General features: G+C 59.8%; 15 protein-coding genes and 1 pseudogene. 13 read left to right on the top strand and 3 right to left on the bottom strand.

Annotation, left to right across the window (positions count from 1 at the left end):
• Window positions 1-123: 123 nt before the first annotated feature.
• Window positions 124-1,179, bottom strand: a complete 1,056-nt coding sequence (gene bioB, locus ACM110_RS09665) for a biotin synthase BioB (protein WP_150703870.1) — start codon at window positions 1,177-1,179, stop codon at window positions 124-126.
• Window positions 1,180-1,271: 92 nt separating this feature from the next.
• Here bioB and ACM110_RS09670 point away from each other — a divergent pair.
• From ACM110_RS09670 to rarD, 5 genes and pseudogenes are all read left to right on the top strand, one after another.
• A pseudogene (locus ACM110_RS09670) lies at window positions 1,272-2,011 on the top strand (ComF family protein).
• A 63-nt stretch (window positions 2,012-2,074) separates the two neighbouring features.
• Window positions 2,075-2,839: a TOBE domain-containing protein gene (locus tag ACM110_RS09675; RefSeq protein ID WP_416127592.1), complete on the top strand. Its 765-nt coding sequence runs from the start codon at window positions 2,075-2,077 to the stop codon at window positions 2,837-2,839.
• A gap of 66 nt (window positions 2,840-2,905) precedes the next feature.
• Window positions 2,906-4,807 (top strand): PhoX family protein, encoded by a 1,902-nt coding sequence (locus ACM110_RS09680; RefSeq protein WP_416127593.1) that lies wholly within the window; start codon window positions 2,906-2,908, stop codon window positions 4,805-4,807.
• Between the two features lie 177 nt (window positions 4,808-4,984).
• Window positions 4,985-5,959 carry a serine/threonine protein kinase gene (locus ACM110_RS09685; RefSeq protein ID WP_338583555.1) on the top strand — a complete coding sequence of 325 codons (975 nt, stop codon included), beginning with the start codon at window positions 4,985-4,987 and terminating at the stop codon, window positions 5,957-5,959.
• 161 nt (window positions 5,960-6,120) lie between these two features.
• Complete coding sequence (gene rarD / locus ACM110_RS09690; protein ID WP_416127594.1) at window positions 6,121-7,008, top strand: EamA family transporter RarD; 888 nt, start codon at window positions 6,121-6,123, stop codon at window positions 7,006-7,008.
• A gap of 215 nt (window positions 7,009-7,223) precedes the next feature.
• On the opposite strand, the gene ACM110_RS09695 is transcribed toward rarD, so the two are convergent.
• Entirely contained in the window at window positions 7,224-7,742 is a 519-nt protein-coding gene (locus ACM110_RS09695; protein WP_075946199.1) for a glycine cleavage system protein R, read from the bottom strand.
• Between the two features lie 456 nt (window positions 7,743-8,198).
• Between ACM110_RS09695 and ACM110_RS09700 the strand changes: the two genes are divergently transcribed.
• Window positions 8,199-10,376, top strand: a complete 2,178-nt coding sequence (locus ACM110_RS09700; RefSeq protein ID WP_416127595.1) for a malate synthase G — start codon at window positions 8,199-8,201, stop codon at window positions 10,374-10,376.
• A gap of 161 nt (window positions 10,377-10,537) precedes the next feature.
• Here the strand turns inward: ACM110_RS09700 and ACM110_RS09705 are convergent, their stop codons facing one another.
• Window positions 10,538-10,984, bottom strand: a complete 447-nt coding sequence (locus ACM110_RS09705; RefSeq protein WP_416127596.1) for a response regulator — start codon at window positions 10,982-10,984, stop codon at window positions 10,538-10,540.
• A gap of 253 nt (window positions 10,985-11,237) precedes the next feature.
• Between ACM110_RS09705 and ACM110_RS09710 the strand changes: the two genes are divergently transcribed.
• From ACM110_RS09710 to ACM110_RS09740, 7 genes are all read left to right on the top strand, one after another.
• A complete protein-coding gene (locus ACM110_RS09710) occupies window positions 11,238-13,178 on the top strand; it encodes a putative nucleotidyltransferase substrate binding domain-containing protein (protein WP_416127738.1) in 1,941 nt (646 codons plus the stop codon).
• Between the two features lie 10 nt (window positions 13,179-13,188).
• On the top strand, window positions 13,189-13,896 hold the full coding sequence (locus ACM110_RS09715; protein ID WP_416127597.1) for a PolC-type DNA polymerase III: 708 nt from the start codon (window positions 13,189-13,191) through the stop codon (window positions 13,894-13,896).
• A 208-nt stretch (window positions 13,897-14,104) separates the two neighbouring features.
• Window positions 14,105-14,623 (top strand): RNA polymerase sigma factor, encoded by a 519-nt coding sequence (locus ACM110_RS09720; protein ID WP_416127598.1) that lies wholly within the window; start codon window positions 14,105-14,107, stop codon window positions 14,621-14,623.
• Window positions 14,620-15,594 carry a FecR domain-containing protein gene (locus ACM110_RS09725; RefSeq protein ID WP_416127599.1) on the top strand — a complete coding sequence of 325 codons (975 nt, stop codon included), beginning with the start codon at window positions 14,620-14,622 and terminating at the stop codon, window positions 15,592-15,594. Before ACM110_RS09720 ends, ACM110_RS09725 begins: the two co-directional genes overlap by 4 nt.
• Window positions 15,595-15,829: 235 nt before the next feature.
• Complete coding sequence (locus tag ACM110_RS09730; RefSeq protein WP_416127600.1) at window positions 15,830-18,235, top strand: TonB-dependent siderophore receptor; 2,406 nt, start codon at window positions 15,830-15,832, stop codon at window positions 18,233-18,235.
• 72 nt (window positions 18,236-18,307) lie between these two features.
• A complete protein-coding gene (locus ACM110_RS09735) occupies window positions 18,308-19,438 on the top strand; it encodes a PepSY-associated TM helix domain-containing protein (RefSeq protein WP_416127601.1) in 1,131 nt (376 codons plus the stop codon).
• Window positions 19,435-19,614 (top strand): hypothetical protein, encoded by a 180-nt coding sequence (locus ACM110_RS09740; protein ID WP_416127602.1) that lies wholly within the window; start codon window positions 19,435-19,437, stop codon window positions 19,612-19,614. The genes ACM110_RS09735 and ACM110_RS09740 overlap by 4 nt, the downstream gene beginning before the upstream one ends.
• Window position 19,615 lies beyond the last annotated feature (1 nt).

Consider the following 19,615-nt stretch of genomic DNA (forward strand, 5'->3'; position numbering starts at 1 on the left):
GTAGGAAAGAGAGACAAGCCTCTGTAGGAGCTGCCGCAGGCTGCGATCTTTTGATCTTGCCCTTAAAAACAAAATCAAGAGATCGCAGCCTGCGGCAGCTCCTACAGAAAATCGGTGAAGCGATCAAACAGCCGCGTTATAGAACTGCTCGCTGCTCTTCTGCTCCACCAGCGCCTGCTCAATGGCGGCCTGATGCACCTCGTCGGCGTGCTCTTCGCGAGCTTCCGGCAGGATGCCCAGGCGCGAGAACAGTTGCATGTCCTTGTCGGCCTGCGGGTTGGCGGTGGTCAGCAGTTTTTCGCCGTAGAAAATCGAGTTGGCGCCGGCGAAGAACGCCAGGGCCTGCATCTGTTCGTTCATCGCTTCACGGCCAGCGGACAGGCGCACGTGGGATTGCGGCATCAGGATCCGCGCAACGGCGAGCATGCGGATGAAGTCGAACGGGTCGATGTCCTCGGCATTTTCCAGCGGCGTACCGGCGACCTTCACCAGCATGTTGATCGGCACCGACTCCGGATGCTCCGGCAGGTTGGCCAACTGGATCAGCAGGTTGGCGCGGTCGTCCAGCGACTCGCCCATGCCGAGGATGCCACCGGAACAGATCTTCATCCCCGACTCACGCACGTAGGCCAGGGTTTGCAGACGCTCGCTGTAGGTGCGGGTGGTGATGATGCTGCCGTAGAACTCGGGCGAGGTGTCGAGGTTGTGGTTGTAGTAGTCGAGGCCGGCCTTGGCCAGCGCTTCGGTCTGATCCTGATCCAGGCGACCGAGGGTCATGCAGGTTTCCAGACCCAGCGCTTTCACGCCTTCAACCATCTTCAGCACGTACGGCATGTCTTTGGCCGAGGGATGCTTCCACGCCGCGCCCATGCAGAACCGGGTCGAACCGATGGCCTTGGCGCGAGCGGCCTCTTCGAGGACCTTCTGCACTTCCATCAGTTTTTCTTTTTCCAGGCCGGTGTTGTAGTGACCGGACTGCGGACAATATTTGCAATCTTCCGGGCACGCACCGGTTTTGATCGACAGTAAGGTCGACACCTGAACGCGGTTGGCGTCGAAATGCGCGCGGTGCACGGTCTGCGCCTGGAAAAGCAGGTCGTTGAACGGCTGTACGAAGAGTGCTTTGACCTCGGCCAAAGTCCAGTCATGACGCAAGGTTGCAGTGGTGCTGGCGCTCATGGGCGGTTCCTTGATTTATGCTTGGCAAGCGACCGCAGGGATGGAATACCCACAGGCGCGACACGGATGTTTGGCATGTTTAAGGAAGAGCGATGCGCTGTCAACCTCGTTACACCGGACCGGTTTACATCTGGTCAAAAAACAAACAGCACTGTTTGCTCTGCGATGAAGCCGCCGACGGCTCCACCCCCATCTGCATGGCCTGTGAAACCGACCTGCCCTGGCTCGGCGATCACTGCGAGTGCTGCGCCTTGCCGCTGCCCGCTGCGGGCCTGACGTGCGGTCAATGCCTGAACCAGCCGCCAGCCTTCGAGCGAGTCATCGCACCCTGGACCTACAGCTTCCCGGTCGACAGCCTGATCACCCGCTTCAAACACAGCGCGAAGTGGCCGTTTGGCCACCTGCTCGCCGAACTTCTCAGCCAAGCCCTGCAACATCTTTCGACGATGATCTGCCGCGTCCCGAATTATTGGTGCCCGTGCCACTGGGTAATCGACGACTGCGTCAACGCGGATTCAATCAGGCTGCGATGCTGGCGCGCTGGATCAGCGCGAGCCTCGACATTCCTTGCGATGAACGGCTGTTATTGAGAATTCAGGACACCGATGCACAACAGGATCTCAATGCAGAAGCGCGTAAAAAGAATCTGCGTAACGCCTTCGCCCTCACACCCAAAACTTCGTTGAAGGGCCGTCACCTGGCACTGATCGACGACGTCCTGACCACCGGCGCCACCGCACAAGCACTCGCCCGCCTGCTGATGGACGCCGGCGCGGCACGGGTCGATGTCTATTGCCTGGCCCGCACACCCAAACCTGGCGAGTCCACCTGACTTGACTAGCGCGCCCCGAGCAGCCAACGTCCTTACCACCGTCACAGCCCAAAGCGCCTTGCCATGTCCCTGCCTACGTTGTTATCCCAGCACATTGTCCGCCGCCCGCAGCGCATTGCCCTGCTGCAACACATCGCTGAGCAGGGCTCGATCACCCGCGCCGCAAAAAGCGCGGGGCTGAGTTACAAGGCGGCGTGGGACGCCATCGATGAGCTGAACAACCTCGCGCAAAAACCGCTGGTGGAACGCAGTGTCGGCGGCAAGGGCGGTGGCGGCGCCAAGCTGTCCAGCGAAGGCGAGCGAGTATTGCGCCTGTATCAAAAGCTGCAAGCGTTGCAGGCTCAGGTGCTGGAAGCGGCTGAAGACGCCAGTGACCTGGACCTGCTCGGTCGACTGACGCTGCGCACCAGCGCGCGCAACCAATTGCACGGCAAGGTCGCAGCGATCGAGCCTCAAGGGCGAAACGACCTGATTCGCCTGGAAGTCGCCGAAGGCCTGATCGTCGACGCGCAGATCACCCACGACAGCACCGAGCGACTGGAGCTGCAAATCGGCACCGAAGTCGTGGCCCTGATCAAGGCCGGTTGGCTCGACGTGATGGCGATCGACTCTACAGAGACACCCGGAAACAATTGCTTGAAGGGCATCATCGACAAGATTCTCGACGCCGAAGACGGCCCCAGCGAAGTGCGGATCACACTGCCCAACGGCTTGACCCTGTGCGCTTTGGCCGAGCCGTGGCACCTGCAAGACCTGGGGCTGACCAACGGCAAACCGGTACGCGTCGAATTTTCGCCGTCCAGAGTTCTGCTCGGCACGCCGCTGTAAACGCACTGCAACAAAACCTTCATCGCCCGCCATTAAGGTGACTGCAAAAATCGCAGGGAGCCTGATGTGAGCCTATTAGAAGAAAACCAACGTACCGACCTCGAACAGATGGTCGGCCTCAGCCGTCGTGGCTTTATCAGCGCAGGTGCCCTTTGTGGCGCCGCGATGTTCCTCGGTGGCAACCTGCTCAGCCGCAACGCGCTGGCCGCCAGTGTCAGCGCCGGCAACAGCAAACTGCTCGGCTTTGATAGCATCCCCGCCGCCACCGCGGATAGCATCAGCCTGCCGCCAGGCTACAAATCTTCAGTGCTGATCAGTTGGGGCCAGCCCCTGCACAAAAACGGCCCAGCCTTTGACCCGAGCGGCAATGGCACTGCCGAGCAGCAGGAAGTCCAGTTTGGCGACCACACCGACGGCATGAGCCTGTTCGCCTTCCCCGGCGACAACAATCGCGCGCTGATGGCGATCAACAACGAATACACCAATTACCGCTACCTCTACCCCCACGGCGGCATGCCGCAATCAGCCGAAGAGGTGCACAAGGCACTGGCCTGCGAAGGCGTGTCGGTGATCGAAGTGCAGCGCAAGAATGGCCACTGGCAATTCGCTCAGGACTCGCGCTACAACCGACGCATCCACGGCAATTCACCGATCAACCTGAGCGGCCCGGCCGCCGGTCACGACTTGCTGAAAACCAGCGCCGATGCGCACGGCAAGACAGTCCTCGGCACGTTCCAGAACTGCGCCAACGGCAAGACGCCGTGGGGTACTTATCTGACCTGCGAAGAAAACTTCACCGATTGCTTCGGCAGCAGCAATGCCGAGCAGAAATTCAACGCCGCACAGAAACGCTATGGCGCAGTGGTGACCAGCAAAGAGATCAACTGGCACCAACACGATCCGCGCTTCGACCTGGCGAAGAACCCCAACGAACTCAACCGACACGGCTGGGTGGTGGAGATCGATCCGTTCGATCCGCAATCGACTCCGGTCAAGCGCACTGCACTGGGCCGCTTCAAACATGAAAACGCCGCCCTGGCGGAAACCCGCGACGGCCACGCCGTGGTCTACATGGGCGACGATGAGCGCGGCGAATTCATCTACAAGTTCGTCAGCCGCGACAAGATCAACCACAAAAATCCCAAGGCCAACCGCGACCTGCTCGATCACGGCACTTTGTACGTAGCGATTTTCGACGCAGGCGACGGCAACGCCGACCACCCGAAAGGCCAGGGCGAATGGATCGAGTTGACCCACGGCAAAAACGGCATCGACGCCAGTAGCGGTTTTGCCGATCAGGCTGAAGTGCTGATCAACGTGCGACTGGCGGCCAGCGTGGTGAAAGCCACGCGCATGGATCGCCCGGAATGGATCGTGGTCAGCCCCAAGGATGGTCAGGTTTACTGCACGCTGACCAACAACGCCAAACGCGGCGATGACGGGCAACCGGTGGGGGGGCCGAATCCGCGGGAGAAAAACGTCTACGGGCAGATCCTGCGCTGGCACACCGACCGTGAGGATCACGGGTCGAAAACCTTTGCCTGGGATTTGTTTGTAGTGGCCGGCAACCCGCAAGTGCACGCCGGTACGCCGAAGGGCGGTTCGTCGAACATCACCCCGCAAAACATGTTCAACAGCCCCGATGGCCTGGCGTTCGATGATGCCGGGCGGTTGTGGATTCAAACCGACGGCGACGCCAGCAATGCCGGTGATTTTGCCGGCATGGGCAACAACCAGATGCTCTGCGCAGATCCTGTGACCGGCGAAATTCGCCGCTTCATGGTCGGGCCGATTGGATGCGAAGTGACAGGCATCAGTTTCTCGCCGGATCAGAAGACGTTGTTTATCGGGATTCAGCATCCGGGTGAATTCGGTGGTTCGACCTTCCCCGAGCATTTGCCCAATGGCAAACCGCGTTCTTCGGTGATTGCGATTACCCGGGAGGATGGTGGGATCGTCGGCGCCTGATCGGGCCTCATCGCTAGCAGGCTAGCGCCCACAGGATTGGCGCGATTTCAAAACTGACACATGACCTGTGGGAGCGGGCTTGCCCGCGATGGCGTCAGCACAGTCACCACCTAACTGCGTCCGTCTGCGCTAACATGCCTGGCCGGACGCAGCAGCCTGCTGCGCGCAGGAGTCAGCATGGCCCACCCGTTTGAAACCCTCACCCCAGACCTCGTGCTCGATGCCGTCGAAAGCATCGGATTCCTGAGCGACGCACGCATTCTGGCGCTCAACAGCTACGAGAACCGTGTTTATCAAGTCGGCATCGAAGACTCCGAGCCGCTGATCGCCAAGTTCTATCGTCCGCAGCGCTGGACCAACGAAGCGATTCTGGAAGAACACCAGTTCACCTTCGAACTCACCGAGGTCGAGGTGCCGGTGGTTGCGCCGATGATCCATAACGGTGAAACCCTCCACGAACACAAAGGTTTCCGTTTCACCCTGTTCCCCCGCCGTGGTGGCCGTGCGCCGGAGCCGGGTAATCTCGATCAGCTGTATCGCCTGGGGCAATTGCTCGGTCGCCTGCATGCAGTAGGCTCGACCAAGCCGTTCGAGCACCGCGAAGCATTGGCGGTGAAAAACTTCGGTCATGATTCGCTGACGACCTTGCTCGAAGGCAATTTCATTCCCCGCAGCTTGCTCCCAGCCTACGAGTCTGTTGCCCGTGATCTGCTCAAGCGTGTCGAAGATGCCTACAGCAACACGCCGCACCAGAACATCCGCATGCACGGCGATTGCCACCCCGGCAACATGATGTGTCGCGACGAGATGTTCCACATTGTCGACCTCGACGACTGCCGCATGGGCCCGGCGGTGCAGGACATCTGGATGATGCTGGCCGGTGACCGTCAGGATTGCCTGGGGCAGTTATCGGAACTGATGGACGGCTACAACGAATTCCACGACTTCAATCCGCGGGAACTGGCGTTGATCGAACCGTTGCGCGCCCTGCGCCTGATGCACTACAGCGCCTGGCTCGCCCGCCGCTGGGACGACCCGGCCTTCCCGCGCAGCTTTCCGTGGTTCGGCACCGAGCGTTATTGGGGCGATCAGGTGTTGGCGTTGCGTGAGCAATTGTCGGCGCTGAATGAAGAGCCGCTGAAACTTTTTTAATTCAAGATCAAAAGATCGCAGCCTTCGGCAGCTCCTACAGGTGTACTCCATTCCCCTGTAGGAGCTGCCGAAGGCTGCGATCTTTTAACTTTCAGAAGCGACACTTCTATACAACCGCCCTACAATCCCTTCTTTGTTAGCTGCCTAAGCAAGGATTCTGCATGCAAGCCGCCAACCCGCGCCGCGGGTACATATTGGGCCTGAGTGCCTACATCATCTGGGGACTTTTCCCGCTCTACTTCAAAGCCATCGCCAACGTGCCCGCCGTGGAAATCATCATCCACCGCGTGCTGTGGTCGGCGCTGTTTGGCGCCTTGCTGCTGATGGTCTGGAAGCACCCGGGCTGGTGGCGCGAATTGCGGGATAACCCGAAACGACTGGCGATCCTGGCCTTGAGCGGCACATTGATCGCGGCCAACTGGCTGACCTATGTCTGGTCGGTGAACAACGGGCGAATGCTCGAAGCCAGCCTTGGTTACTACATCAACCCGTTGGTCAACGTGCTGCTGGGGATGCTGATCCTCGGCGAACGGTTGCGGCGCATGCAATGGATTGCGGTGGGCCTGGCAGCCGTCGGCGTAGCGCAACAGGTTTGGCAGGTTGGCAGTCTGCCGTGGGTGTCGCTGGTGCTGGCGCTGACTTTCGGTTTCTACGGGCTGATTCGCAAGCAGGCACCGGTCAAGGCGCTGCCGGGGCTGGTGGTGGAAACCTGGATGCTGGTGCCGATCGCCATTGCCTGGTTGCTGTTCAATCCGACGGCCCACAGTGCCCAGGCCGAATTCTGGACCACGTCCGAAGCCTGGTGGCTGGTGGCGGCCGGGCCGGTCACGCTGGTGCCGCTGGTTTGTTTCAACGCCGCTGCCCGGCATTTGCCCTACACCACGCTCGGATTTCTCCAGTACCTGGCGCCAACGTTGGTGCTGCTGCAAGCCGTGCTGCTGTTTAACGAGCACTTGTCGTCCAGTACGCTGGTGGCCTTCATGTTTATCTGGGCCGGCCTGGCGGTTTACAGCGTCGATGCGTGGATAAGTCTGCGCCGCCGCAGCTGATCAAAAAACGCACAAACCTCTACAAGCCACGTTTCCCGTGGCCTGTAGAGTTCCTTCCAAAGGTTATCCACAGCGTGATCCCCGGCGTTTGTGCGCAAGTTACTGAAACTGCTGGTTTTTTGATCAAATCCTGAAAAGCCCCGGCCGACGTGGCCTGGCGGGCTGTCTCTACAGGTTATCCACAGGCAGGTGCACGTTTAACTTGGATAACCCGATCAGGGTTCACTGCGCAGCACCAACTCCACCATGAGATCATCCGCCAGGGTTTCCAGGCGCGATTGCAAAACGTCCAACGACAGTGTCAGCGGCACCGCGAGAATCGCTTCGGCGTGAAACAGCGGTTCGCTGCTCATCGGCGCCGGGCGCACTTCCGTCACCAGCCGTTCCAGGTTGACGCCCTGCTCACTCAGCAGGCGGGTGATATCGCGCACGATGCCGGGACGATCATTGCCCACCAACTCCATGGCGATTGGTTTCCAGGTGCAGGATTGTTCGATGCCGCTTTCGGCGATCAATACACGAATGCCATGGGCGGACAACGCCTGTAGGGCATCGACAAGTGCGTCGTAGGATTCGGCCGGCACCCCCACCCGAAGAATCCCGGCAAATTGCCCGGCCATGCGCGACATGCGGCTTTCCAGCCAGTTGCCGCCCTGCTCGGCAATGCATTGGGCAATGCGCTCGACCTGCCCTGGCTTGTCCGGTGCGAATACGGTGAGTACGAGGTGGTCCATGGCGCAGCCCTCTGGTCATGACTTTTGTTATAGAAAACCAAGTATAGGCAAGGGGCCGGATTCGGTGCCCATAGCAGCGCCGCGGATTTTATGTGTACAACTTCTTATATTTAACTGGAACAATCTGGTGGTTTTTTGAGAACATCACGCACCCCACCGTGACTGCAATGCGTCATGGGGTCGCAGAACGACGTTATTAGTCTGATTTTCACAAGCGCAATTCATCATGTAGTATGCCGCAGCGCGCACTACATAACGTTGGATCGATGTCTGCCACAGGCGCAGTCGCATCCCTGAAAGCCCCGTCAGCAAGGCCCTCAAGCCGTTGATTGGTCCCCACCCAGCCGTCAGAAATGGCATGTACTGGTCGCAGGGTTTGTGGTTTAAATGGCCAGAGGCTTCATTGTTAAATTGAAGAGCTGAAAAGCGAAATAGCTGAGCAGAGTGAGGCAAGCAATGACTGAACACGTTCAAGTCGGTGGCCTGCAGGTCGCCAAAGTCCTGTTCGACTTCGTGAACAACGAAGCCATTCCCGGTTCCGGCCTCACCGCCGACAAGTTCTGGGCTGGCGCCGACAAGGTCATTCATGACCTGGCGCCGAAGAACAAAGCCCTACTCGCCAAACGCGATGATTTCCAGGCTCGTATCGATGGCTGGCACCAATCCCGTGCCGGTCAGGCGCACGACGCCGTGGCCTATAAAGCCTTCCTGCAAGACATCGGTTATCTGCTGCCAGAAGCGGCCGATTTCCAGGCAACGACGCAAAACGTCGATGAAGAAATCGCCCGCATGGCCGGTCCACAGCTCGTGGTGCCGGTGATGAATGCCCGCTTCGCTCTCAATGCTTCGAACGCCCGCTGGGGTTCGCTGTACGACGCGCTTTACGGCACCGACGCCATCAGCGAAGCTGACGGCGCGGAAAAAGGCAAAGGCTACAACAAGGTTCGCGGCGACAAGGTCATCGCCTTCGCCCGCGCCTTCCTCGACGAAGCGGCGCCATTGGCGGCCGGCTCCCACGTCGACTCCACCAGCTACAAGATCGTCGACGGCAAACTGGTGGTCGCCCTTAAAGGCGGCAGCAACACTGGCCTGCGTAACGACGCGCAACTGATCGGCTTCCAGGGCGATGCTTCGGTACCGACCGCGATCCTGCTGAAAAACAACGGCCTGCATTTCGAAATCCAGGTCGATGCCAGCACCCCGGTCGGCCAGACCGACGCAGCCGGCGTCAAAGACATCCTGATGGAAGCTGCGCTGACCACCATCATGGACTGCGAAGACTCCGTTGCCGCCGTCGATGCCGATGACAAAGTGGTGATCTACCGCAACTGGCTCGGCCTGATGAAGGGCGACCTGTCGGAAGAAGTCGCCAAGGGTGGCAAGACGTTTACCCGCACCATGAACGCCGACCGCACCTACACCGGTGTCGACGGTAACGCGGTGAACCTGCACGGTCGTTCGCTGTTGTTCGTGCGCAACGTCGGTCACCTGATGACCATCGACGCGATCCTCGATAAAGACGGCAACGAAGTGCCGGAAGGCATCCTCGACGGACTGGTGACTTGCCTGGCGGCGCTGCACAACCTCAATGGCAACACCTCGCGCAAAAACACCCGCACCGGTTCCGTCTACATCGTGAAACCGAAGATGCACGGCCCCGAAGAAGCGGCGTTCACCAACGAGTTGTTCGGCCGCATCGAAGACGTGCTGGGCCTACCGCGCAACACGCTGAAAGTCGGGATCATGGACGAGGAGCGCCGCACCACGGTCAACCTCAAGGCCTGCATCAAGGCTGCCAGCGAGCGCGTTGTATTCATTAATACCGGTTTCCTCGACCGCACGGGCGACGAAATCCACACCTCCATGGAAGCCGGCCCGATGGTGCGCAAGGCCGACATGAAGGCGGAAAAATGGATCGGCGCCTACGAGAACTCCAACGTCGACATTGGTTTGAGCACCGGCCTGCAAGGTCGTGCGCAGATCGGTAAAGGCATGTGGGCCATGCCCGACCTGATGGCGGCGATGCTCGAACAGAAAATCGCTCACCCACTGGCCGGCGCCAACACCGCTTGGGTACCTTCGCCAACCGCCGCTGCACTGCACGCGCTGCACTACCACAAGGTTGACGTGTTCGCCCGTCAGGCCGAACTGGCCAAACGTGCTCACGCGTCGGTGGACGACATCCTGACCATCCCGCTGGCGGTAAATCCGCAGTGGACCGCCGAACAGATCAAGAACGAACTTGACAACAACAGCCAGGGCATTCTTGGTTATGTAGTGCGTTGGATCGACCAGGGCGTCGGCTGTTCGAAAGTGCCGGACATCAACGATGTCGGCCTGATGGAAGACCGTGCAACGCTGCGTATTTCCAGCCAGCACATCGCCAACTGGCTGCGTCACGGCATCGTCACCGAAGAGCAAGTGATGGAAAGCCTCAAGCGCATGGCGCCGGTGGTTGACCGTCAGAATGCCAACGACCCGCTGTACCGCCCGCTGGCACCGAACTTCGACAGCAACATCGCCTTCCAGGCAGCCGTCGAACTGGTGGTCGAAGGCACCAAGCAACCGAACGGTTATACCGAGCCGGTCCTGCACCGTCGTCGTCGCGAGTTCAAGGCTGCCAATGGCCTGTAACTGAGCATTTGCGCCGGACATGAAAAAGCCCTGATCGAAAGATCAGGGCTTTTTTTGTGGATCAAAAGATCGCAGCCTTCGGCAGCTCCTACATGGGATTTGCGTTTCCCTCTAGGAGCTGCCGAAGGCTCGGGCCGCGTTCGGACGATCTTTTTAGGGGCTCACAGATCCATCCCCAACTCATGCTTGACCAACCCCAGCAACTTGTCGGTATCGATTGGTTTGAGCAGGAAATCCACCACGCTCAAATGCATCGCGGCAATCGCGTCTTCCAGATCGGCATCGCCGGAAACGATGATGAACGGCATTGCCGCCCGCACTGACTCGCGCACTTGGCGGATCAGGTCCAGGCCATCTACGTTTCGCATCCGCAAATCGGTAATCACCAGGCCAATCGAAGGTTTCTCTGCCAGCATCTTGAGTGCGGTTTCGCCGCTGGCCGCTGTCATGCAACGAATGCCGTCCAGCGCCAGAATTTCCGACAGCAACTCTCGCGCGTCCTTATCGTCGTCGACGATCAGCACCCGCTGCGGCGGCAGGTCGGGTTCCTGCATGACGGCACTCAGCGCTTCGCGCTCGGCGTCACTCAAAATATCGTGGTCGGACATGGCGTTCTCTACATGTTCAATTCAGTTCCCTGGCACAGTGGTGAGACATCGCTGGACAGAGCTTCAATGTGCACTTCGTCGGATATTTTTCCAATAGCAGAATAGAGCGATTTTTCTCTCATTTGCGTCAGGCTTTTCCGACATTCCATCACACTGATTGCCTACCTAGACTTACGTCCAATGGGCACCCTGACCGCAGGGGTCGACCATGGGTGAGTCATCCGACAACAACAAATCCAAAAAGACTGCGGTAATGGTTATGAGTAAAGCGGACGCCTTCACACAGGCAGGGAAAACCGCGGTGTTGCAGAACATCCAGGGCACTTTGCAATTCCTTCAGCGTTTCCCGCCCTTCAATCAGATGGAGCACGCGCACCTGGCGTACCTGGTTGAGCAATGTCAGCTGCGTTTTTATGCGCCCGGCGAGAGCATCATCAAACCTGCCGATGGCCCGGTTGAGCACTTTTACATCGTCAAACAGGGTCGGGTGGTGGGCGAGCGTCCGCATTCGGCCAAGGGCGGCAACGAAACCACTTTCGAAATCACCACCGGCGAATGCTTTCCTCTTGCCGCATTGCTGGGTGAACGGGCGACCCGCACTGAACATCTGGCGGCCGAAGACACCTTTTGCCTACAGCTCAACAAGCTGGCGTTCATCAAGCTATTCGCCATTTCCAACACCTTTCGCGACTTCGCCCTACGTGGCGTGAGCAGCCTGCTGGATCAGGTCAACCAGCAAGTCCAGCAAAAAGCCGTAGAAACCCTCGGCACCCAGTATTCGCTCAACACCCGCCTGGGCGAATTGGCCATGCGTCATCCGGTGATGTGCAGCCCGGCCACGCCCCTGCGTGAAGCCGTGACCCTGATGCATGAGCAGCAGGTCGGCAGCATTGTGGTGGTCGACGAACACCAGGCGCCGCTGGGGATTTTCACCCTGCGCGATTTACGTCATGTGGTGGCCAGCGGCACCGGTGATTTCAAAGAAGCCATCGAGCGGCACATGACCCGGGCGCCGTTTTACCTCACGCCCGATCACAGTGCGTTCGATGCAGCGATCGCCATGACCGAGCGGCACATCGCCCACGTCTGCCTGGTCAAGGATCAGCGCTTGTGCGGCGTGGTCTCCGAACGCGATCTGTTTTCCCTGCAACGGGTGGATCTGGTGCATCTGGCGCGAACTATCCGCAATGCGCCGCGGGTGGAAAACCTGGTGGCGATCCGCGGCGAGATCGGCCAATTGGTCGAACGCATGTTGGCCCACGGTGCGTCCTCGACCCAGATCACTCACATCATCACCCTGCTCAACGACCACACCGTGTGCCGGGTGATCGAACTGACCCTGGCGGAAAAAGGCGACCCTGGCGTGCCGTTCAGTTGGCTGTGTTTCGGCAGCGAAGGTCGCCGCGAACAGACGCTGCACACCGATCAGGACAACGGCATTCTGTTCGAAGCCCGGGACGCGGCACACGCGGCCGAGATTCGCGGCAAATTGCTGCCCATCGCCCACCAGATCAACCACAGCCTGGCGCTGTGCGGCTTCACCCTGTGCAAGGGCAACATCATGGCCGGCAACCCCGAGCTGTGTTTGTCCCGCGTCGAATGGGCCCGTCGTTTTGCCGCGTTCATCCGCGAGGCCACGCCGGAAAATCTGTTGGGCTCGAGCATCTATTTCGATTTGCGCGTGGTCTGGGGCAGCGAGCAAGGCTGTGAACAATTGCGTCGCGGGATTCTCGATCAGGTCAGCGACAACCGTCTTTTCCAGCGCATGTTGGCCGAAAACGCATTGCGCAATCGCCCGCCCGTAGGACGTTTCCGCGAGTTCGTACTGGCGAAGAAAAATGGCGAGAAAGCCACGCTGGATCTGAAGATTCAGGGCCTGACGCCCTTCGTCGACGGCGCCCGGCTGCTCGCCCTCGCCTATGGCATCGAAACCAACAACACTCTGGAGCGCTTTCGCCAACTGGTGGACAAAGAGATCATCGAGCCGCTGGACGGCGCCGCGTACGAAGAGGCGTATCACTTCATCCAGCAAACCCGTATGCAGCAACATCAGCTACAGACCCGGGAGAACTTGCCTTACTCCAACCGCGTCGATCCGGACAGCCTCAATCATCTGGACCGGCGGATCCTGCGTGAATCCCTGCGCCAGGCGCAACGCCTGCAAAGCAGTCTGGCGCTGCGGTATCAATTATGAGCCATCAACTATGAGTCTGTTCTCATGGCTGCGTCCCGCCGGCCCGAGCCTGTCCGGTGAATTGCAACAACGTCTGCAACGCTTGCTACCCGCGAGCGGGCTGAGCGAATGCAGCCTGCGTGAGCAGCGCTGGATCGTGCTTGACCTGGAAACCACCGGGCTGAATTTGAACAAGGACCGGGTGCTGTCGATTGGCGCGGTAGTGATCGAGGATGGCGCCATCGATTTCAGCCAGCAGTTCGAACGGACCCTGCAATGCACCGAAGTCAAACTGGGTCCCAGCGTGTTGATTCACGGCATCGGCCCCAGTGCGATTGCCGCCGGCAGCGATCCTGCCGAGGCGCTGCTCGATTTCATGGAGTTCGTCGGCGACAGTCCGTTGCTGGCGTTTCATGCACCATTCGACCAGCACATGCTTGGCCGGGCGCTGAAAGACCATCTCGGCTACAAACTGCAGCATACCTTTCTGGACGTGGCGGACATCGCCCCGCTGCTCTGCCCGCAGGCGAACATCCGCGAGGCTGGACTGGACGAGTGGATCGACTGGTTCAAGCTGGAAGTCTTCGAGCGCCACAACGCCAGCGCCGATGCCCTGGCCACTGCCGAACTGGCGTTAATCCTGTTCAGCCGTGCACGGCAGCAGCAGATTCATAGCCCGTTGAATCTGCAGCAGCGGTTGAGTCAGTGGAAGCGTAGGCAGCAGACGCCGTCCTTCTAATAGCGATGATGCCTGCGTAGGAGCTGCCGAAGGCTGCGATCTTTTGATCTTAAAAATCAAAGTCAAAAGATCGCAGCCTTCGGCAGCTCCTACAGGGTTCTGCGCCAATCCAAACCACCCGACCAATGCCAATTGCTTTCCCTTCCTCGCCTCTGCCACAATCGCGAACAATTCTCGTTAGTTAACACTTCCCAATCGGTGATGCTGCGTGTCGTCAGTCCCAAGCCCTCAAAGTGAGCTCGTCGGTGCGTTATATCGCGACCATCGCGGTTGGCTATTGGCCTGGCTTCGTCGCAATGTCGCCTGCCCGCAACGGGCCGAGGACCTGAGCCAGGACACCTTCGTGCGCTTGCTGGGCCGTGAAGAACTGAAAGAACCGCGCGAGCCACGGGCATTCCTGGTGGCAATCGCCAAGGGCCTGCTGTTTGACTATTTCCGCCGCGCCGCGCTGGAACAGGCCTATCTCACCGAACTGATGCTGATCCCCGAAGCCGAGCAACCGTCGGTGGAAGAGCAGCAAATGATCCTCGAAGACCTGAAAAACATCGATCGCCTGCTTGGCAAACTGTCGAGCAAGGCGCGAGCGGCGTTTCTCTACAACCGTCTCGATGGCATGGGCCACGCGGAAATCGCCGAACGCCTCGGTGTGTCGGTGCCTCGCGTGCGCCAGTACCTGGCCCAGGGTGTGCGTCAGTGCTACATCGCGTTGTACGGTGAGCCGACATGAGCCCGGTCAGTTCCAAACCGGTGTCGGCGCAAGTGCTGGATGCGGCGATCGCCTGGCAATTGTCTCTGGACGCCGGCAACCCGGTGGAGCGCGAAGAGTTCACCAAATGGCACGCCGCCCACGAAGAACATGCCCGCGCGTGGCGCCAGTTGGGCATGCTCGATCAGCGTTTCAGCGTCGCCAGCGGCCCAGCCCGCACCGCGCTGCTGCAATCGCGCGAAGGCATTCGCCGCCGGGTGCGCAAGCTCGGCAGTGGTCTGGCCAGCGTGGTCGCCGTGATCGGCCTGGCGTTGTTTGCCGGTGAGCACTATTTGCCGGTCGACTATTGGCTGGCCGACCAGCGCACCGCGACCGGCGAACAGCGCACCATTCGCCTGTCCGACGGCACGCTGATCAACCTCAATACCCACAGTGCCGTGGACGTGCGCTTCGACGAAAACCAGCGGCTGGTGGTCCTTCAGGAAGGGGAAATCCTCGTCGAAACCGGTCATGGCGATGCCCGGCCGTTTATCGTCGAGACCCGCGAAGGCAGCATGCGCGCACTGGGCACGCGGTTTTTGGTCAAGCGCGAGGAAGAAGGCACACGCCTGAGCGTGTTGCAGTCGGCGGTGGCCGCCCATCCGCAATCGAGCCCCGACGAACAGATTCTGCGCGAAGGCCAGCAAGTGCTGATTCGCAACGATGGCCTGAGCCAGGTCACGGCGCTCAACCTCGGTGCCGATGCCTGGACACGCGGCATGCTGGTGGTGGACAACGCACGGCTGAAAGATCTGGTGCATGAACTCGGCCGGTATCGCCGCGGGCATCTGGGTGTGGCGCCGGAAGTGGCCGACCTGCGGATCACCGGCAGCTTCCCGCTGCAAAACACCGACCTGGCCCTGAGCGCCCTGCTGCCGACGTTGCCGGTGCAGATTGAACAGCACACGCAGTGGTGGGTGACGGTGGCAGCCAAGACAGACGCCAAGCCCTGAGAGGTGTGGGGTCAATAAACCCGCCATCGCGGGCAAGCCTTGCTCCTACAGGGTTTGTGTTGTTCGTTAATAATGGGAACGACACAAAACCCGTAGGAGCAAGGCTTGCCCGCGATGGGGCCTTTAGCTTCATCGCATTTACTGAATCGAAATTATTTTCATCCAGCCCTATCACTTTTTGATTCTCGTCCGGCACCTAGGCAATTGAGAAGTATTCCCTTTCAGGAGCCGCTGTATGTCCCGTTCGCTAGACACCTTGTTGCGCCCCAGTTTGCTGGCGGTTGCCATTGCCTTTTGCACCCCTTTGGTGAGCAGCCAACTGATCGCCGCTGAACAGGCGTCCAGCGTTCGCGCCTACAACCTGCCGGCCGCGCCATTGGCCAGCACGCTGAACCAGATCGCCAGCCAGGCCGGTCTGGCGCTGTCGTTGAATCCAACATTGGCTGCGGGCAAGACTTCGGCACCGGTCAACGGTCAGTTCGATGCAGCCACCGCCCTGCGCCAGGCCTTGCAAGGCACTGGTTTGCAATTGGAGCAAAGCGGCACCGGCACGTTCAGCCTTGCCCCAGTGCCTGAAGGCGCGATGGCCCTGCCTGCCACTAGCGTGATTGGCACTGAAAACGTCGAAAATGCCTGGGGCCCGGTGGAAGGCTATGTTGCCACTCGCACCGCTGCTGGCACCAAGACCGACACACCGATCGTCGAAGCACCTCGTTCGATGTCGGTAATCACCCGCGCGCAGATGGAAGATCGCGGCGTTCAAAACCTCGATGACGCCGTACGTTACATGCCGGGCGTGATCGCGAGCAGCTACGGCAGCGATTCTCGCGCCGACTGGCTGCGCGTACGTGGCTTCGAACCGACTCAGTTTCTCGATGGCCTGCCGCTGCCAAAGGGCTCCTACGCCAACCCGAAAGTTGAAACCTGGGATCTGGAACGCATCACCCTGCTGCGCGGCCCAGCCTCTTCGGTATACGGCCAGACTCCGCCGGGCGGCATGCTCGACATGGTCAGTCGCCGTCCCGATGCCATTGCCAGCAACGAAGTGCGCGCAGAAGTCGGCAGCAACAACCGCAAGCAGATCAACTTCGACAGCACCGGCAAGCTCGATGATGAAGGTCAGTTCCTGTACCGCGTCGACGGCGTGGTTCGCGACAGCGGCATGCCGGTCGACCATACCGACGACAAACGCTACAACATCGCGCCGAGCCTGACCTGGAACATCGACGACGACACGCACCTGACCTTCCTCTCTCAGTACACCCGCGACGATACCGGGGTCTCCGGTCAGTTCCTGCCGCTGCAAGGCACCAAGACGTATTCGGATGCGGGCAAGATCTCTCACCACAAGAACCTCGGTGATCCGGATTCCGATCACTACGACCGCACTTACTACGCGCTGGGTTACGCTTTCGATCATCGCCTGAACGATGTCTGGCAGTTCAAGCAAAACCTGCGCTATACCAAGAGCGATCTGGAGTTCCAGCAAGCCTATGCGTCGTTCGGCAACTCAGTCTCGCCAGATGGCACCCTGGCTCGTCTGGTCGACAAGGTTGATGAAGACATAAGCCAGTTCGCCGTGGACAACAATTTCCAGGCCGACTTCCAGACCGGACCGCTGAACCATGTCGTGTTATTGGGCCTGGATCACCAGCGCACCAACACCAACTACAAATGGCTGGAAGGCAGTGCACCTCCGAGCAACGTGATCAACCCGATTCGCGGCGTGGATTTCTCCAACGTTGCCTACGCCACCTTCTATGACTACAACCAGAAGACCAACCAGACCGGCCTCTACGCTCAGGATCAAATCTCCCTGGACAAATGGCGCCTGACCTTGGGCGGTCGCGAAGACTGGATCCACACCGCAACGCAGTTCAATAACCAGAACGATGCCACCAACACCCAGCGCGACAAGGCTTTCAGCGGCAACGCCGGCCTGAGCTACGTGTTCGATTCGGGGATCACTCCATACATCTCCTACACCGAATCGTTCCAGCCATCGATGGGTGCTGATGCCAACGCTACCAGCTCGTTCAAACCGACTGAAGGCAAGCAGACCGAAGTGGGCGTGAAGTACATGCCACCGGGCAGCCGTACTTTGTTGACCGCTGCGGCATTTGATCTGCGCCAGCAAAACGTTTCGGTTACGCAAAACAACGTCACCAGCCAGATTGGTGAACTGAAAGTACGCGGCATCGAACTCGAAGCCACATCGGACGTCACCGACAACCTGAAACTGGTGGGTTCCTACACCTACACCGACACCGAAATCCTCAAGGGCGCCGACAAGGGCAACCGGATGAAACTGGTGCCACGCAACCAGGCGTCGTTGTGGTCTGACTACACCTGGCATGCCGGTTTCCTCGACGGCTTTGGCGTAGGTGCAGGCGTCCGTTATGTCGGTGACACCTATGGCAGCACCAGCAACACCGACAACTCGCACGTAGGGTCATACACCGTGTACGACGCCGCCGTGCACTACGACTTGAGCCGTCTCAATTCGGCGCTGGCAGGAGTTTCGGTCGATGTCACGGCGAAGAACCTGCTCGACAAGGACTACATCTCCACTTGCGACGGTTTCTGGTGTTACTACGGTGACGAGCGCAGCGTCATTGCCGGCGTGAACTACAAGTGGTAATGGCTTGATCTGACACGCCCAGTACCCAGGCCGTCCATCAAGGACGGCTTTGGTATTTCTGAGGGTCATGAAATGAAAAGTAAAACAATTCGCCGCTGGTCCTTCGTCCATACCTGGACCAGCCTGATCTGCACAGTCTTCCTGCTGATGCTGGCGCTGACCGGCCTGCCATTGATCTTCCACCACGAGATCGACCATCTGCTGGGCGATGCCGCCGAGTTGAAGGTCATGCCGGCGGACACCCCACAGCTGAACTTGCAGCAACTGGTTCAGGCGGCTGAAAAGCATCGCCCTGGCGAGGTCATGCAGTACTTCGGTTTCGATGAAGACGAACCGAATGCCGCCATTGCAATCATGGCGGCCACGGCGGGCACCGAGCCCAATTCGTCGCACACCTTCATGCTCGACGCCCGCACCGGCGAAGCGCTGGAAATGCCATCGGCCAATGGCGGTTTCATGATGGTCATGCTGCGCCTGCACGTGGACATGTTCGCCGGCCTGCCGGGCAAGCTGCTGCTGGCGTTCATGGGTTTGTTGTTCGTTGTCGCGATCGTGTCCGGCACGGTGTTGTACCTGCCGTTCATGCGGCGCTTGAAGTTCGCCACCGTGCGCCAGGACAAGTCCACCCGCCTGCGCTGGCTCGACCTGCATAACCTGATCGGCGTGGTGACGTTGACCTGGGCCCTGGTGGTCGGCGTGACCGGCGTGATCAGCGCCTGTGCCGACCTGCTGATCGCCGCGTGGCGCAATGACAGCCTGAGCGCGATGGTCGCGCCGTACCGCGATGCACCGCCGCTGACGCAACTGGCGCCGGCCACGCGCTTGCTCGACATTGCCAAGGAAGTTGCGCCGGGCATGCAACCGGACTTCATCGCCTTCCCCGGTACGCGGTTTTCCAGCGAGCACCATTACGCGGTGTTCATGAAAGGCAGTACGCACCTGACCTCGCACCTGCTGACGCCGGTATTGATCGACGCCAGCACCCTGCAAGTCACCGCCGTGGCGGAGCGCCCTTGGTACATGGATGCCATGGGCATGTCGCAGCCGCTGCACTTCGGTGACTACGGCGGCATGCCGATGCAAATTCTCTGGGCGACGCTGGATGTGCTGACCATCATCGTGCTCGGCAGTGGCGTGTATTTGTGGGTGGTGCGGCGCAAGGCCGCCAAACCCGTGCTGGAAAAAGCGGAGAGCGTGGCATGAAGCCTCGGCAGTCGAATTTCTGGAAGGTATTTGCCGCGCCCACTGTGATTGCTTTGCTCAGCGCGGCGGGGTTGTTTGCCGCGTTGCTGGGTGATGGCGTATGGGATTCGCTGAGCTGGTTGGGCCTGGGCATTCCGGCCATCCTCGGGCTGCGCGGCCTCCTGCAACGCCGCTGAC

The sequence above is a fragment of the Pseudomonas sp. NFX98 genome (genome assembly GCF_047784845.1).
Classification (GTDB): Bacteria; Pseudomonadota; Gammaproteobacteria; order Pseudomonadales; family Pseudomonadaceae; genus Aquipseudomonas.

Coding starts and splice junctions, on each gene's coding strand:
- bioB (WP_150703870.1), bottom strand. CDS start 1,179: ATGAGCGCCAGCACCACTGCAACCTTGCGTCATGACTGGACTTTGGCC.
- ACM110_RS09675 (WP_416127592.1), top strand. CDS start 2,075: ATGTCCCTGCCTACGTTGTTATCCCAGCACATTGTCCGCCGCCCGCAG.
- ACM110_RS09685 (WP_338583555.1), top strand. CDS start 4,985: ATGGCCCACCCGTTTGAAACCCTCACCCCAGACCTCGTGCTCGATGCC.
- rarD (WP_416127594.1), top strand. CDS start 6,121: ATGCAAGCCGCCAACCCGCGCCGCGGGTACATATTGGGCCTGAGTGCC.
- ACM110_RS09695 (WP_075946199.1), bottom strand. CDS start 7,742: ATGGACCACCTCGTACTCACCGTATTCGCACCGGACAAGCCAGGGCAG.
- ACM110_RS09700 (WP_416127595.1), top strand. CDS start 8,199: ATGACTGAACACGTTCAAGTCGGTGGCCTGCAGGTCGCCAAAGTCCTG.
- ACM110_RS09705 (WP_416127596.1), bottom strand. CDS start 10,984: ATGTCCGACCACGATATTTTGAGTGACGCCGAGCGCGAAGCGCTGAGT.
- ACM110_RS09710 (WP_416127738.1), top strand. CDS start 11,238: ATGGTTATGAGTAAAGCGGACGCCTTCACACAGGCAGGGAAAACCGCG.
- ACM110_RS09715 (WP_416127597.1), top strand. CDS start 13,189: ATGAGTCTGTTCTCATGGCTGCGTCCCGCCGGCCCGAGCCTGTCCGGT.
- ACM110_RS09725 (WP_416127599.1), top strand. CDS start 14,620: ATGAGCCCGGTCAGTTCCAAACCGGTGTCGGCGCAAGTGCTGGATGCG.
- ACM110_RS09730 (WP_416127600.1), top strand. CDS start 15,830: ATGTCCCGTTCGCTAGACACCTTGTTGCGCCCCAGTTTGCTGGCGGTT.
- ACM110_RS09735 (WP_416127601.1), top strand. CDS start 18,308: ATGAAAAGTAAAACAATTCGCCGCTGGTCCTTCGTCCATACCTGGACC.
- ACM110_RS09740 (WP_416127602.1), top strand. CDS start 19,435: ATGAAGCCTCGGCAGTCGAATTTCTGGAAGGTATTTGCCGCGCCCACT.